Here is a 14,573-nt window from a genome sequence, read left to right on the forward strand (position 1 = left end):
CCGGTCTACCCTCCCTGTTCGAAAATGAGGGGGAAGCCGGATGGAGGTCGCCAGCCTCGTTCTTCCCGTATTCGCGATCATCGTCACCGGCTGGCTCGCCGGCGAGCTCGGCTATCTCTCGCGGGCGCTGGCCGATGCCCTGGTGCATTTCGCCTACAACGTGGCGATGCCGGCGCTGTTGATTGTCACGATCGCCCAGGAGCCGGCGCGCAATCTCCTGGAATGGCGTTTTCTGCTCGCCTTCGGCGGCGGCTCGCTGATCTGCTTCGCGCTCGTGTTCGTGCCGGTCCGCGCAGGCGGCAAACACGACCTCGCCAGCAGCACCATTCACGGGATGGCGGCGGCGATGACCAACACCGGGTTCGTTGCGCTGCCGATCCTGCATGCGATCTACGGCCAACCCGCCGTCCTGCCCGCGGCCGTCGCGACGGTGTTCGTGGCCGCGGTGATGTTTCCGATCACGGTGATCCTGCTGGAAAAGCGCGATGCACGCGGGGCCTCCGTGGGCTCTATGGGACTGGCAAAGCAGATCCTGCTCAATCCCATGGTGCTGTCGACGTTCATCGGCCTCACCTGGGCGGTGACGGGACTGCCGATTCCGGCACCGGTCGCGGCCTATCTCAACATGATCGCTGCCGCGCTCACGCCGTGCGCGCTGTTCGCCATTGGGCTTGGCCTGTCCATCGAGGGCTTGCGGTCCAACCTGAAAGCGTCGTTTGCGCTCGCGGCGGTGAAACTGGTGGTCATGCCGCTCATCGTCTACGGGCTTTGCGTCGTGATCGGCCTCACCCCTCTCTACACGGTTGCGGCGGTCATCTGCGCGGCCGTGCCGACGGCGAAAACCGTCTACGTCCTCGCACATGAACACAAGGTCGAGGAGAAGCTGGTTGCGGCCACGGTCTCGATCACGACGATGCTGTCGGTCGCGACATTGCTCATCGCGCTTTATCTGCTCTCGGGATCGGCGAGCGGCATGCGTTGATCCGCCAGTGGCCTCCACCTTGCCGGAGCCCTCTATCTCGTGGTGTTGCTCCAGGTGGGAGCCGAGTTGGTCACGCCGACCGAGGGCCAATTGTATGATCCGATCGACGGCGCGGTGACAGTGCCAACCGACTGTCCCGACGATCCGTAGGCCGCCCTCGGTTGCGCGGCCGGCGCTCCGGCTCCGCCATAGGTCGGAGCCACCACACCAGTGCTGTATTGCCGGCTGGACCGGACCTTTTTCGCCTCAGCTGCGAATGGTGCGGCAAGCAGTCCCGTCGTGATCAGCGCGGAAATGGCGAGTCTGATGGTTTTCATGGCTGATCCCTTCACCCGTTGCGCGCCCCGATATGCCAAGTGTTCATGCATCGGCAAATTTCCATGGGTTCTCCCTTCATAATTCCGTGTGCGGACCAAGGTGCCGGAGCGCGGCGGACTCATACCGTCTTCGGATGGACCCGAATCAGCGCTAGTGCATTGCTTTCAGTGACTTCCCTGGACGCAAGCATGACCGGCGCCGAACTGAAGCAGCTTCGCAACGACCTCTCCGATGCCCTCGAGCGCAAGCTCAGCGCGGCCGACATGGCCAAGCTTTGCGGACTGCCGGAAAGAGGCGGCGCCGACACCATCCGGCGCTGGGAGGTCAGCGGCCCGACGCCGGAGGGGACCAGGATACTGCGCGTGCTCGCGATGGCGAGCGAGCGCTATCCGATCCTGGAGAAGTTCGACATCTTCGATCGACACGACGTGCGTGAGGAAGACAGGCCGGCAAAGCGCGCCGCCTTTCGCGCGCAGATGCGCGATGAGGCACGGCGGCGTCTTGGTTAACGCAAGGCGCGCGCAAGTTACCGACAGGGTGCGCCGTTAAGCCTTCCTTCACCACTTCTTAAGTTGCCATTAAGCACGAAAATCATTTGCGGCCCAACAAGTTACGTTGGCCGTCGCTGTGCCACGGATGTGACAGCATTTTCGTCAAAAGCGAGCTATCTGCAAAACCAATGCGGCGCAGCAAACGCGCCTGCCGGGGACCTTACGTGTTGGAGTTCAAGACGATGAAGAAGATTCTGTTTGCGACCGTGGCGCTGCTCGTGTTGGGCGCGGCTGCGCCGGCCGTCGGTGCCGATCTCGGCAACCGCAATTATTACAAGACGCCCGCGCCGGCCTACGCCGCGCCGATCTACAATTGGACGGGCTTCTATCTCGGCGCCCATGTCGGCGGCGCGTTCTCCAGCGACAACAATTTCAATGGCCTCTCCACCGGCAACAACGGCAACGGCCGCTTCCTCGGCGGCGTGCAGGTCGGTGCGGACTGGCAGTTCCACCCGAACTTCGTGGTCGGCGTCGAAGGCCAGTATTCCTGGCTCTCCGGCAGCGTCGGCGCCGTGTTCCCGGGCGGCATCGCCTACACCAACGACCAGCGCGGCCTCGGCTCGATCACGGGTCGCGTCGGCTACACCTGGGGTCCCGGCCTGGTCTATGTGAAGGGCGGCTACGCCTATTCGGACAACAACGAGAGGGTCACCGTCGGCGGCGTGCCGGCCGCCTTCGTCATCACCGGCGATCACCGCAACGGCTACACCGTCGGCGCCGGCCTCGAATACATGTTCGCCCCGAACTGGTCGGCCAAGGCCGAGTACCAGTACTACAATTTCGGCGACGCCAGCTTCACTGCCGGTCCGCTCGCCGGCACCGGCGCCTTCACCACCGACGACCATACCTTCAAGGCGGGCGTCAACTACCGCTTCAACTGGGCGAGCCCGGCCATGGCGCGCTACTGATCGGTTACCAGGACCTTATCAAGATGAAGGGGCCGGCCTCGTTGCCGGCCCCTCTTTTTTCGCTCTGCGGAACAACGTCAACCGATTGGGCTCATTGCGATTCCTTAACCGGTGCTGCCGATACTGCAGCCACAAATAGAAGAACATTGGGGGAATTTTCGATGCCGATCCGTTTGGGCCTTGGCCGCTTCCTTGGCAGTTTCCGTCCGCGTTTCAAAATGCCCAAATGGGGCGTGCGCGGCAGCCTGTTCGCGGCGTTTGCGGTCATCGCGGGCATGGGCCTCGTGATCGCGGCCGGCGCCGGCCTTGCGCTGCAGAATCTCGGCGGACGCATGACTGAACTGAGCGGACGGGACATTCCGCGCCTTTCCGCCAGCCTGCAATTGTCGGCGCTGAGTGCGAGCCTCGCGGCGCAGGGACCGGCCCTGCTTGCGGCGCAGAGCGAGGACGCTCTGAACGAGCGCACCAAGAAACTCAGGGAATTACAGGAGCAAACGCAGCAGAAGCTCAACGAGATCATCGAGCTCGGCGGCGACAAGAGCGTCGTCTCCGGGCTCAGCGAGACGATGAAGAGCATCAACGAGGCGGCTCAGAGCCTGACGAAAGCCGCCCGCGAACGGCTCGACATCGCGGCGCTGCACGACAAGCAATATGACGCGCTTCGCGCCGCGCAGGGCGCGTTCGTCGGCGCAGCGAGTCCGGCGATGCTGGACGCGCAGACCCGCGTCAATGCCATTCTCGGTTCAGCCGACCTGTCAGCCGCAGACGCGACCGACGCCGCGCAGACCGTCGGTCAGCTCGGCAACGTCGTCGCCAGCGGTAATCTCGCCGCCGCCAACATGAGCGCGGCGCTGTCGGCGAACACCAGCGACAAGCTCGATGACATCCAGAAGGAATTCAAGACGGCGCAGGGGCGCCTGCGGTCGAACCTCGATCTGTTGCCGGACAACCAGGGCAACAAGATGCTGCGCGACACCGCGGAAAAGCTGCTCGCGCTCGGCACCGGCAAGACCGGCGTGTTCAATCTGCGCGAGAAAGAGCTCGACTCCATCGACTACGGCCAGACCATCCTGGACGAGACCCGCAAGCTCAATGTCGGGCTCGGCATCAGCGTGCAGCAGCTCGTCGACGGCGTGCAGAAAGAGACCAACACCTCGACCTTCCAGGCGCGGCAGGAGATTTCGCTCGCGACGTCGGTCATGCTGGGCTTGGGCGCGCTGATGCTGGTCGGCTCGGCGCTGTTCGTCTGGCTCTATGTCGGCCGTAACATCCTGCGCCGGATCGGCGCCTTGCAGCAGTCGATGCAGCTGCTCGCGAACGGGGATCTCGAAACCGAGATCTACCGCTCGAAGAATCACAACGACGAAATCTCGGTGATGGCGAACACGCTGCAGGTGTTCCGGGAGAGCATGATCGAGACCCGCGCGCTGACGAGCGAGCAGGACAAGGACCGTATCGCCAAGGCCGAGCGCGCCGCGCGCATGGAGGCGAAGATCGCCCAGTTCGAAAGCACGGTGCGCTCCGCGCTCGACAATCTGGCCCAATCGGCCAATTCGATGCAATCGACCGCGCAGAGCATGTCGAACACCGCCGACCAGTCCAACGCGCTGGTCAACGCGGTCGCCTCCGCCGCGGAGGAGACGTCGGTCAACGTGCAGACCGTCTCGGCCGGCACCGAGCAGCTGTCCTCCTCGATCCAGGAGATCAGCCGTCAGGTCGTGACCTCCGCCGAGATCGCCAAAAAGGCGGTCGACGAAGCGGGAGCGACCGACGCCACGGTGCAGAGCCTTGCCGACAGCGCGAGCCGCATCAGCGTCGTCGTCGACCTGATCCAGACCATCGCCTCGCAGACCAATCTGCTCGCGCTCAACGCCACCATCGAGGCGGCACGCGCCGGCGAGGCCGGCCGCGGCTTCGCGGTGGTTGCCTCCGAGGTGAAGAGCCTGGCGAGCCAGACCGCCAAGGCGACCGACGAGATCCGCACCCAGATCGCCAGCATGCAGTCAGTCACGACCTCCGCGGTCGGCGCCATCCAGGGCATCGGCCGGATCATCGGCGAGATCAACGACGTCACCACCACGATCGCAGCAGCGGTCGAGGAGCAGGGCGCCGCGACGCGCGAAATCGCCCGCAACATCCAGCATGCCGCCGGCGGCACCAGCGAGGTCTCCAGCAACATCGTCGGCGTCTCCACCGCGTCCGCCGAAGCCGGCGCTGCGGCCACCGAGGTGCTGGGCGCCTCGGACGCGCTGCGCCGCGAGGCCGATATGCTGCGCGGGGAGATCGACGCCTTCCTCAACGACATGCGGGCGGCGTAAGGCCCTGTCCTGTAGCCTGGATGGAGCGTAGCGCAATCCGGGCTACGGAAAACTGCCTCGGTATGACCGCCATGCTGTCGCCGCCCAGCATCCTTTTTCGGCTGGCGCCCCGCGCGCGCTGGGTTTAAGCCGATAGCATGAGCTCGAAAACCGACACCCCGCAGTCCTCGGCCGAGGCCCTGCGCTACCCCTGGGAACAGCATCCCGGCCCCGAACAGGTGGTCGAGGTGCGGCCCGGCGTGTTGTGGGCGCGGCTGAAGCTGCCGTTCCGCCTCAACCACGTGAACATCTACCTGCTCGCCGATGGCGACGGCTATGCGATGATCGATGCCGGCTTCGGCAACGAGGAGACGATCGAGGCCTGGACGAAGCTGTTCGACGGACCGCTAAAAGGCGTCAACATCACGCGCCTGATTGTCACCCACTCCCACCCGGATCATGTCGGTCTCGCCGGTTGGATCGTCGAGCGGTTCGGCTGCCCGCTGGTGATGTCGCAGGTCGAATATCTGCAATCGGTCTATCACCAGAACCGCGGCACCGAGGAGCGGCGCGAGGCGCAGCGGCTGTTCTTCCGCCGCCATGGCATGGACGAGTCGCTCACCGAAAAGCTGCTCGGCCGCGGCCAGGACTATCTGAAGCGCGTCTCGGTGCTGCCGCCGTCCTACCGCCGCATCTCGCATGGCGACGACGTCGTGATCGGCACGCGCCGCTTCAAGGTCATCACCGGCGGCGGCCACGCCCTCGACCAGGTGATGCTGTATTGCGCCGACGACAAGCTGTTCCTCTCCGCCGACCAGGTGCTGAGCAAGATCTCGCCGAATGTCAGCGTCTGGGCGGTCGAGCCCGACCAGAACTCGCTCGGCGAATATCTGGCCTCGCTCGCCAGCCTCACCACGACGCTGCCCTATGACGTGCTGGTGCTGCCTGGCCATGGCGTGCCGTTCTACGGATTGAAGACCCGCATCAAGCAGCTCGCCGACCACCATGAAGAGCGCTGCCGATTGATCGCGGAAGCCTGCCGTGAGGTGCCGCAAACCTCGCGCGCTCTGGTGCCCGTGGTGTTCAACAAGCACGTGCTGGACGAGCACCAGATGGGCTTTGCCGCCGGCGAGCTCGTCGCCCACGTCAACTACATGATCGTCGAGGGCCGCCTCACGCCCGAGATGCAGGACGGCGTGCTGCAGTTTCGGACGACGTGAGTTATTCGCCTCTCCCCGCATGCGGGGAGAGGCCGACACGCGAAGCGTGGCGGGTGAGGGGGAGTCTCCGCGAGTCCAACTCTCACCATCATTGCCGAAACAGCCCCTCACCCCAACCCTCTCCCCGTAAGAACGGGGCGAGGGAGCAGACCTCCGGCGCGGCTGGCGCCTCACTTCATATTTGCGATCGCGTGCAGCGCCGCGATGTAGCCGAACGGCCCGAGCCCGCAGATCACGCCGGTCGCCACGAACGAGATCTTGGAATGCCGGTGATATTCGTCACGGGCGTGGATGTTGGAGATGTGCACCTCCAGCACCGGGCCCTCGAACGTCTTGATCGCGTCCATGATCGAGACCGAGGTGAAGGAGAGGCCGGCCGGATTGATCACGATGGCCTCGGCGTCCTGCCGCGCCGACTGGATCAGATCAACCAGCACGCCCTCGTGGTTGGACTGGTGGAAGGCGAGCTTGAGGCCGAGCCTGGCGGCTGCGTCCTCGCAGCTCGCGTTGACCTCCGCGAGCGTCGTCGTGCCGTAGATGTGCGGCTCGCGGATGCCGAGCATGTTGAGGTTGGGACCGTTGAGGATCATCACGCGCTTCATGGAAGGGTCCTTTCGAGAGCTTGGTTGAGCAAGGAAAGCGCGCGCCGGGCCGCGACGGAAGACCATAGGCTGGGTCGCCCCGGCAGATGGTGCAGAGCAGCATTATATGTCGCGCAGGATTGATCGGGATCAAACTGAGACGCGCCGGATAGGGCATTTTGCCCAAATGCCCCACAGATCCAAATGTGGGATAGCGCATAGACATTGGAGCTGGAAAAGCTCTAAGTAGACCCGTCCCCTTGGTCAGGTTCCGTTGCAGGTTTGCCGATGGATTACGCCCAATTCTTCGATTCCGCCCTCGATCGTCTCCACACCGAGCGGCGTTATCGCGTGTTCGCCGACCTCGAACGCACGGCCGGCCGGTTCCCGCATGCGGTCTGGCACTCGCCCAAGGGCAAGCGCGACGTCGTGATCTGGTGCTCCAACGACTATCTCGGCATGGGCCAGCATCCGAAGGTAGTCGGCGCCATGGTCGAGACTGCCACGCGCGTCGGCACCGGCGCCGGCGGCACCCGCAACATCGCCGGCACGCATCATCCGCTGGTGCAGCTCGAAGCCGAGCTCGCCGATCTCCACGGCAAGGAAGCCGCGCTGCTGTTCACCTCGGGCTATGTCTCGAACCAGACCGGCATCCCGACCATCGCAAAGCTCATTCCGAACTGCCTGATCCTGTCGGACGAGCTCAACCACAATTCGATGATCGAGGGCATCCGCCAGTCCGGCTGCGAGCGGATCGTGTTCCGCCACAACGACGTTGCGCATCTCGAAGAGCTGTTGAAAGCGGCCGGTCCCGATCGGCCGAAGCTGATCGTCTGCGAGAGTCTCTATTCCATGGACGGCGATGTCGCGCCGCTCGCCAGGATCTGCGATCTCGCCGAGAAATATGGCGCGATGACCTATGTCGACGAAGTCCACGCCGTCGGCATGTACGGCCCGCGCGGCGGCGGCATCGCCGAGCGCGACGGCGTGATGCATCGCATCGACATTCTCGAGGGCACGCTGGCCAAGGCGTTCGGCTGTCTCGGCGGCTACATCGCCGCCAACGGCCAGATCATCGACGCCGTGCGCTCCTATGCGCCGGGCTTCATCTTCACCACCGCGCTGCCGCCGGCGGTCTGCTCGGCCGCGACCGCCGCGATCAGGCACCTGAAGACGTCGAGCTGGGAGCGCGAGCGCCACCAGGACCGTGCCGCCCGGGTCAAGGCGATCCTCAATGCCGCCGGCCTGCCGGTGATGTCGAGCGACACACACATCGTACCGCTGTTCGTCGGCGATCCCGAGAAGTGCAAGCAGGCTTCCGACCTGCTGCTCGAACAGCACGGGATCTACATCCAGCCGATCAACTATCCGACCGTCGCCAAGGGCACCGAGCGCCTGCGTATCACGCCCTCGCCCTATCACGACGACGGCCTGATCGATCAGCTCGCCGAAGCGCTGCTGCAAGTGTGGGACCGCCTCGGCCTGCCGCTGCGCGCGAAGTCGCTGGCCGCGGAATAGGCCTCTTTTACCCTCCCTGGAGGGTAAGAGCGGGCGGACAGCTCGCCCCACCGCTTAACGACGCCGGCAGTTCCTACCGCCGCACGGCATTTCGCTGTCGCCTGCACTCGCTCAACGCGCTAGGTTTGCAAGGAAAATGAGCTCGGGCGCCGCCGGCGCCCAGGGAGAGAGCCCCCGACCCATGCTGCACGATTGGGGCGTGATCGCCGCCGCCTTCGGCTATATCGGCTTCCTGTTCCTGGTGGCGAGCCACGGCGACCGCCGCTCGCCGGCCGGTCGCGGCCGCGCCTCCGGGCTGATCTATCCGCTGTCGCTGGCGATCTACTGCACGTCCTGGACCTTCTTCGGGTCGGTCGGCTTCGCGACCCGCACCTCGACCGATTTCCTCGCGATCTATGTCGGCCCGATCCTGATGATCGGGTTGGGGGCCGGGGTGCTCCGACGCGTGATCCAGCTGGCGAAAGCCCACAACATCACCTCGATCGCCGACTTCATCGGGGCCCGCTACGGCAAGAGCCAGGCGGTGGCGGCGACCGTCGCCGCAATCGCGATCATCGGCTCGGTGCCCTATATCGCGCTCCAGCTCAAGGCGGTGGCTTCTTCGCTGGGCACAATCCTGAGCGAAGACCAGGCCTTCTCGCACATCCCGATCCTCGGCGACATGGCGCTGATGGTCACGCTGACGATGGCGGCCTTCGCTGTGCTGTTCGGCACGCGACAGACCGACGCGACCGAGCACCAGCACGGCCTGATGCTGGCGATCGCGACCGAATCCATCATCAAGCTGGTCGCCTTCCTCGCCGCCGGCATCTTCGTCACCTTCTGGATGTTCTCGCCGCATGAATTGATCGAGCGCGCGATGAGGACGCCGGAAGCGGTGCGCGCCATCAATTATTCGCCGTCGATCGGCAACTTCCTGACCATGACATTGCTGTCGCTGTGCGCGATCATGCTGCTGCCGCGCCAGTTTCACGTCAGCGTGGTGGAGAATTCCTCGGATGCCGAGGTCGGCCGCGCGCGCTGGCTGTTTCCGCTCTACCTCGTCGCCATCAACCTGTTCGTGATCCCGATCGCGCTCGCCGGCCTCGTGACCTTCCCGTTCGGCACGGCCGACCCTGATATGTACGTGCTGGCCCTGCCGATCGAGAGCGGCGCGAACCTGCTCAGCGTCGCCGTCTTCGTCGGCGGGCTGTCGGCGGCAACCGCCATGGTGATCGTCGAATGCGTCGCGCTCTCCATCATGGTCTCGAACGACCTCGTGGTGCCGCTGGTGCTGAAACGTCGGCCGGAGGGGCGCGCCGGCGGGGCCGATTTCAGCAACTTCCTGCTGCGCTCGCGCCGGCTCGCGATCTTCGCCATCATGGTGATGGCCTATTTCTACTATCGCGCGCTCGGCAGCACCCAGCTCGCGGCGATCGGCCTGCTCTCCTTTGCCGCCATCGCCCAGCTCGCCCCGAGCTTCTTCGGCGGCCTGCTCTGGCGGCGCGCGACCGCGCGCGGGGCGATCGGCGGCATGCTGGTCGGGTTTGCGGTGTGGCTCTACACGCTGTTCATGCCGAGCTTCATGGATTCCTCGACGTCAGGCATCCTGCTGCTGCAGCACGGCCCGTTCGGCATCGAGGCGCTGCGGCCGCAGGCACTGTTCGGCGCCGACCTGCCGCCCCTGATGCACGGCGTGATCTGGTCGCTGTCCCTCAACATCCTGACCTATGTGCTGCTGTCGCTGGCACGCCGGCCATCCTCCATCGAGCTGCTGCAAGCCGATCTGTTCGTGCCCAATACGCTCGCACCGATCTCCCCGAGCTTCCGCCGCTGGCGCAGCACCGTCACCGTGCAGGACATCCAGACCACAGTGGCGCAATATCTCGGGCCCGACCGCGCGCGACATTCCTTTGAGGCCTTCTCGGCGCGGCGCAACGTGCGGCTGGAGCCCGGTGCGCCCGCCGATTTCGAGCTGCTGCAACACGCCGAGCATCTGATTGCCTCCTCGATCGGCGCGGCCTCCTCCCGTCTCGTGATGTCGCTGCTGCTGCGCAAGCGGACGGTCTCCGCCAAGGCCGCGCTGAAGCTGCTCGACGATTCGCACGCCGCGCTGCATTTCAACCGCGAGATCCTGCAGACCGCGCTCAACCATGTGCGTCAGGGCATCGCCGTGTTCGACGCCGATCTGCAACTGATCTGCTCCAACCGGCAGTTCGGTGACCTCCTCAATGTGCCGCTGCATTTGATCCAGTTCGGCACGCCCTTGCGCGAGATCCTGGAGTTCATCGGCCTCGGCGATCCGAACGATCCGCTCGAGCGCGAGGCCCTGCTGGAACGGCGCCTGGCGGCCTACACCACCGACAGCGAGCCTTATCTCGAGCGGCTGCCGGAACGCCACATGGTGATCGAAGTGCTCACCAACCGCATGCCCGGCGGGGGCTTCGTCATCACCTTCACCGACGTCACGCCGACCTTCGAAGCCGCCGAAGCGCTGGAGCGCGCCAATGCGACGCTGGAAAAGCGCGTGCGCGACCGCACCGAGGAGCTGACGCGGCTGAACTCCGAGCTGGCCATCGCCAAGAGCGCGGCGGAGGACGCCAGCATCTCCAAGACGCGTTTCCTCGCCGCCGCCAGCCACGACATCCTGCAGCCGCTGAATGCGGCGCGGCTCTACGTCACAAGCCTCGTCGAGCGCCAGCACAATGGCGAGGAGACGCGGCTGGTCGAGAACATCGACGAATCCTTGCAGGCGATCGAGGAAATCCTCGGCGCTCTGCTCGACATCTCCAGGCTCGACGCTGGCGCGATGGCGACCTCGATCTCGAGCTTCAAGATGGCCGATCTGATGCGCTCGCTGGAAATCGAGTTCGCGCCGATCGCGCGCGCCAAGGGACTGGAGCTCGCCTTCGTGCCCTGCTCGCTGCCGGTCGAGTCGGACCGGCTCCTGCTGCGGCGCCTGCTCCAGAACCTGATCTCGAACGCGATCAAGTATACCCCGCGCGGCCGCGTGCTGGTCGGCTGCCGCCGCCGCGGCGCCTCGCTCAAGATCTGCGTCTACGACACCGGCGTCGGTATCCCCGCGGTCAAGCGCGGCGAGATCTTCAAGGAATTCCATCGCCTGGAGCAGGGCGCGCGGATCGCGCGCGGTCTGGGCCTCGGCCTCTCGATCGTGGAACGCCTGGCCCGCGTGCTCAAGCACGGCATCGCCATCGACGGCAACCGAAGCGGCGGCTCGGTGTTCTCGGTGACCGTGCCGACAGCGAAGGCGGTCACCCACACCGCGGCCGTGACCAGCGCGACGCCGCTGGCGCGCACACCGATCTCGGGCGCGCTGATCGTCTGCATCGAGAACGATGCGGCGATCCTCGACGGCATGCGCACGCTGCTCAAGGCCTGGGATGCCGAGGTGATCGCGGTCGCCGATCCCGAAGGCGCGATCGCTGCGATCGAAGCCGCCGGCCGCCGCGTCACCGGCCTTCTGGTCGACTATCACCTCGATCGCGGCAACGGCATCGCCGCCATCCGCGAGATCCGCCGCCGTTTCGGCGATACCATCCCTGCGATCCTGATCACGGCCGACCGCAGCCCCGCCGTGCAGGTCGCCGCGCGTGACGAGAAGATCGCGGTGCTCAACAAGCCGGTGAAGCCGGCTTCGCTGCGTGCCCTGCTCGGGCAGTGGCGCACGCAGCAGATGGTGGCGGCGGAGTGAGGCCCCCGGGGTCAATAGTCAGTCGATACGCTGAGCGCTCGCCACCTCTCCAGCTCTTCGAGGCGGAGCTTATCGATCGCAGCGATGGCGTCGACGGCATCGCTTCCGAGCGCAATGCGCAGAGGCGGGCGCTCCATATCGGCAAGCTTCAGAACCACGGCCGCGGCTTTGGCTGGATCGCCGGGCTGCCGGCCGTCGTAATCGCGCTGCATCCTGACGGCAGCGCCGACGAGCGCATCGTATTCCGGGCGTCCTTCGCCGGTCCCATGTGCGGCTCGCGCAAAGCCGGTGCGAAAGCCGCCGGGCTCGACGATCGTGACGTTCACGCCGATCAGCGCCATCTCGCGCGCCAGCGATTCCGAAAAGCCCTCGATACCCCATTTCGCGGCCGAATAGGCGGCGCGGGCTGGGGCGCCGATCCGGCCGCCTACGGACGAGACTTGCACGATGTGGCCACGGCGCTGCCGGCGCAGCACCGGAATCGCCGCCTTGGTGACGATAATGGTGCCTATCAAATTGGCCTCGATCTGCCGCCGGAACGAGTCCAGGCCAGTATCCTCGACCGATCCGAGGTCGCCGTAGCCGGCATTGTTGACGACCACGTCGAGTCCGCCGAACGTCTCCGCAGCAAGCGCGATGGCTGCCGGCGCGGCAGCTTCATCCGTGACGTCGAGCGTTGCAAGGCACAGTCTTTCAGCGAAACGTTCCCGCAACGGTTCAAGCGGTTGGAGCGTCCGCGCAGTGGCAACCACCTGGTCGCCCGCGGCGAGTGCCGCTTCCGTGATGGCACGGCCAAGCCCGCGAGAGCTGCCGCTGATGAACCAAGTCTTCAAGCCAGTCACCGTATGTCTCAAGGCGCAAGCCGCGTGAAGACATAGTCGCGGCTCTTGGCCCGGGCTTCGTGACAGCCCCAGCAGGTGCGGTGCTGCGCCTCGTCCACCGGTTTGCCGTTGACGAAGCGGCCAAAGCCCCAGCCGCCGGTAGCCGCGTATTTCCTGGAATCCTTCACCATCACCTGGACCGTGGTGGCGGCGCCGGGAATCGTCGCGGACGCGAACTCCGGTGACTGCTTCCGCTTCCAGGCGCGCTTGACCAGAATGGTGCCGTCCGGGAACGGCAGTTTTCCAGCCTGATAGGCATCGATGGCGGTCTGGTTGCCGACAACAGCGCGCAGCTCGTCGAGCGGCGCGGCCTCTTCGGCCGGCGCGATCAGCTCCCACCGCTTATAGCCGGCTGGAATTGTGACGCCGAAGATCGGCGAGGCGTCCGCCGCGCTCTGTTCCGCTGGCCCTTCCGCGAAGGCGATCGTGACGAGGTAGGGCATGCAGGTCAGGAGCACGACGAGGACGACCACGGTCAGCGCGATCATCGTGGTGTAGAGAGATTTCTTCTTTTCGGGTTCGGCTATCGTCATGATGTTTCATCGGGCTCGATCAATGAGGCTGGACGGACGTGCCGACGAATGCCTAGGCGCCGTCGGCGTCGATGACGGCCTTGGCGAAGGCTTGTGGCGCTTCCTGCGGCAGATTGTGGCCGACGCCGCCGGTGATCAGGCGAAACTCGTATCGGCCTGAGAACTTCTTGGCATAGGCGCTCGGCTCGGGATGGGGCGCGCCGTTGGCATCGCCCTCCATCGTGATCGTCGGCACCTCGATCTGCGGAGCTGCGGCCAGCTTCTTTTCGAGAGGCTCGTATTTCGCCTCGCCCTGGGCAAGCCCGAGCCGCCAGCGGTAATTGTGGATCGTGATCGCGACGTGATCCCTGTTGTCGAGCGCCGCCGCGCTCCTGTTGAAGGTGGCGTCGTCGAACTTCCACTGCGGCGAGGCCAGCTTCCAGATCAGCTTGGCGAAATCGTGCGTGTACTTCTCGTATCCGGCCCGGCCGCGTTCGGTCGCGAAGTAGAACTGGTACCACCATTGCAGCTCCGCCTGCGGCGGCAACGGCGCGTTGCCGGCAGCCTGGCTCGAGATCAGATAGCCGCTGACCGCTACCAACGCGCGACAACGGTCCGGCCACAGCGCGGCGATGATGTCGGCGGTGCGTGCACCCCAGTCGAAGCCGGCGACGACGGCTTTCTTGATCTCGAGCTTGTCCATCAGCGCGATGATGTCCGCGGCCATGGCCACAGGCTCGCCGTTGCGCGGCGTCTCGCTGGAGAGGAAGTGCGTCGTGCCGTAGCCACGCAGGTATGGGATGATCACGCGATAGCCGGCCTTGGCCAGGAGCGGCGCGACCTCGACGAAGGCGTGAATGTCGTAGGGCCAGCCATGCAGCAGGATCGCCACCGGACCGTTCGAGGGACCCGCCTCGGCATAGCCGACGTTGAGAACGCCGGCATCGATCTGCTTGATCGCGCCGAAGGACGCATTCGATGCTTGGGATCGCTGCGGTTCGGTCTCGGCACGAGCGAACGCGATCACGCCGATGCCGGCGGCGGCGGCTCCGGTGGCGATGCCGAGAAACTGGCGGCGGTGCTGATCGATGAGCTGCTTCATGATGATGTGACC

The 14,573-nt window shown here is 65.4% G+C and carries 12 protein-coding genes; 7 read left to right on the top strand and 5 right to left on the bottom strand.

The genetic code is table 11. The features are described 5' to 3' along the window. Positions 1-40 precede the first annotated feature (40 nt). On the top strand, positions 41-982 hold the full coding sequence (locus tag I6F09_RS16250; protein WP_036020644.1) for an AEC family transporter: 942 nt from the start codon (positions 41-43) through the stop codon (positions 980-982). Positions 983-1,014: 32 nt separating this feature from the next. Here the strand turns inward: I6F09_RS16250 and I6F09_RS16255 are convergent, their stop codons facing one another. Next, entirely contained in the window at positions 1,015-1,299 is a 285-nt protein-coding gene (locus tag I6F09_RS16255) for a hypothetical protein (protein ID WP_036020690.1), read from the bottom strand. A 189-nt stretch (positions 1,300-1,488) separates the two neighbouring features. On the opposite strand from I6F09_RS16255, the gene I6F09_RS16260 reads away from it, so the two are divergent. The 4 genes from I6F09_RS16260 to I6F09_RS16275 all read left to right on the top strand — a co-directional run bounded on the left by I6F09_RS16260 (position 1,489) and on the right by I6F09_RS16275 (position 6,276). Then, positions 1,489-1,809 (top strand): hypothetical protein, encoded by a 321-nt coding sequence (locus I6F09_RS16260; protein WP_035996689.1) that lies wholly within the window; start codon positions 1,489-1,491, stop codon positions 1,807-1,809. A gap of 224 nt (positions 1,810-2,033) precedes the next feature. Next, positions 2,034-2,759, top strand: a complete 726-nt coding sequence (locus I6F09_RS16265; RefSeq protein WP_035996788.1) for an outer membrane protein — start codon at positions 2,034-2,036, stop codon at positions 2,757-2,759. 161 nt (positions 2,760-2,920) lie between these two features. Continuing rightward, positions 2,921-5,077: a methyl-accepting chemotaxis protein gene (locus I6F09_RS16270; protein WP_074447650.1), complete on the top strand. Its 2,157-nt coding sequence runs from the start codon at positions 2,921-2,923 to the stop codon at positions 5,075-5,077. 137 nt (positions 5,078-5,214) lie between these two features. Then, complete coding sequence (locus tag I6F09_RS16275; RefSeq protein ID WP_035996672.1) at positions 5,215-6,276, top strand: MBL fold metallo-hydrolase; 1,062 nt, start codon at positions 5,215-5,217, stop codon at positions 6,274-6,276. Positions 6,277-6,446: 170 nt separating this feature from the next. Here the strand turns inward: I6F09_RS16275 and aroQ are convergent, their stop codons facing one another. Then, complete coding sequence (gene aroQ, locus I6F09_RS16280; protein ID WP_035996668.1) at positions 6,447-6,878, bottom strand: type II 3-dehydroquinate dehydratase; 432 nt, start codon at positions 6,876-6,878, stop codon at positions 6,447-6,449. A gap of 267 nt (positions 6,879-7,145) precedes the next feature. Here aroQ and hemA point away from each other — a divergent pair, with 267 nt between their 5' ends. Continuing rightward, positions 7,146-8,375, top strand: a complete 1,230-nt coding sequence (gene hemA, locus I6F09_RS16285; protein WP_035996665.1) for a 5-aminolevulinate synthase — start codon at positions 7,146-7,148, stop codon at positions 8,373-8,375. A gap of 181 nt (positions 8,376-8,556) precedes the next feature. Continuing rightward, entirely contained in the window at positions 8,557-12,066 is a 3,510-nt protein-coding gene (locus tag I6F09_RS16290; RefSeq protein WP_225142881.1) for a hybrid sensor histidine kinase/response regulator, read from the top strand. 11 nt (positions 12,067-12,077) lie between these two features. Here I6F09_RS16290 and I6F09_RS16295 read toward each other — a convergent pair whose 3' ends face one another. Genes I6F09_RS16295 through I6F09_RS16305 form a run of 3 tightly spaced genes read right to left on the bottom strand, consistent with a single transcriptional unit; the run spans position 12,078 to position 14,561 of the window. Beyond that, positions 12,078-12,899: an SDR family NAD(P)-dependent oxidoreductase gene (locus I6F09_RS16295; RefSeq protein WP_035996659.1), complete on the bottom strand. Its 822-nt coding sequence runs from the start codon at positions 12,897-12,899 to the stop codon at positions 12,078-12,080. 17 nt (positions 12,900-12,916) lie between these two features. Beyond that, a complete protein-coding gene (locus I6F09_RS16300) occupies positions 12,917-13,480 on the bottom strand; it encodes a cytochrome P460 family protein (protein ID WP_225188521.1) in 564 nt (187 codons plus the stop codon). Between the two features lie 52 nt (positions 13,481-13,532). Further along, the gene (locus I6F09_RS16305) at positions 13,533-14,561 is read right to left on the bottom strand and encodes an alpha/beta hydrolase (protein WP_225171884.1); all 1,029 of its coding nucleotides are present in this window, start codon (positions 14,559-14,561) and stop codon (positions 13,533-13,535) included. Positions 14,562-14,573: the final 12 nt, after the last annotated feature.

It is taken from the genome of Bradyrhizobium sp. IC3195, assembly GCF_020193585.1.
Classification (GTDB): domain Bacteria; phylum Pseudomonadota; class Alphaproteobacteria; order Rhizobiales; family Xanthobacteraceae; genus Bradyrhizobium; species Bradyrhizobium yuanmingense.

What these genes read in the sequence shown, in the direction of transcription:
- I6F09_RS16250 (WP_036020644.1), top strand. Translation starts at nt 41, where the DNA reads ATGGAGGTCGCCAGCCTCGTTCTTCCCGTATTCGCGATCATCGTCACC.
- I6F09_RS16255 (WP_036020690.1), bottom strand. Translation starts at nt 1,299, where the DNA reads ATGAAAACCATCAGACTCGCCATTTCCGCGCTGATCACGACGGGACTG.
- I6F09_RS16260 (WP_035996689.1), top strand. Translation starts at nt 1,489, where the DNA reads ATGACCGGCGCCGAACTGAAGCAGCTTCGCAACGACCTCTCCGATGCC.
- I6F09_RS16265 (WP_035996788.1), top strand. Translation starts at nt 2,034, where the DNA reads ATGAAGAAGATTCTGTTTGCGACCGTGGCGCTGCTCGTGTTGGGCGCG.
- I6F09_RS16270 (WP_074447650.1), top strand. Translation starts at nt 2,921, where the DNA reads ATGCCGATCCGTTTGGGCCTTGGCCGCTTCCTTGGCAGTTTCCGTCCG.
- I6F09_RS16275 (WP_035996672.1), top strand. Translation starts at nt 5,215, where the DNA reads ATGAGCTCGAAAACCGACACCCCGCAGTCCTCGGCCGAGGCCCTGCGC.
- aroQ (WP_035996668.1), bottom strand. Translation starts at nt 6,878, where the DNA reads ATGAAGCGCGTGATGATCCTCAACGGTCCCAACCTCAACATGCTCGGC.
- hemA (WP_035996665.1), top strand. Translation starts at nt 7,146, where the DNA reads ATGGATTACGCCCAATTCTTCGATTCCGCCCTCGATCGTCTCCACACC.
- I6F09_RS16290 (WP_225142881.1), top strand. Translation starts at nt 8,557, where the DNA reads ATGCTGCACGATTGGGGCGTGATCGCCGCCGCCTTCGGCTATATCGGC.
- I6F09_RS16300 (WP_225188521.1), bottom strand. Translation starts at nt 13,480, where the DNA reads ATGACGATAGCCGAACCCGAAAAGAAGAAATCTCTCTACACCACGATG.
- I6F09_RS16305 (WP_225171884.1), bottom strand. Translation starts at nt 14,561, where the DNA reads ATGAAGCAGCTCATCGATCAGCACCGCCGCCAGTTTCTCGGCATCGCC.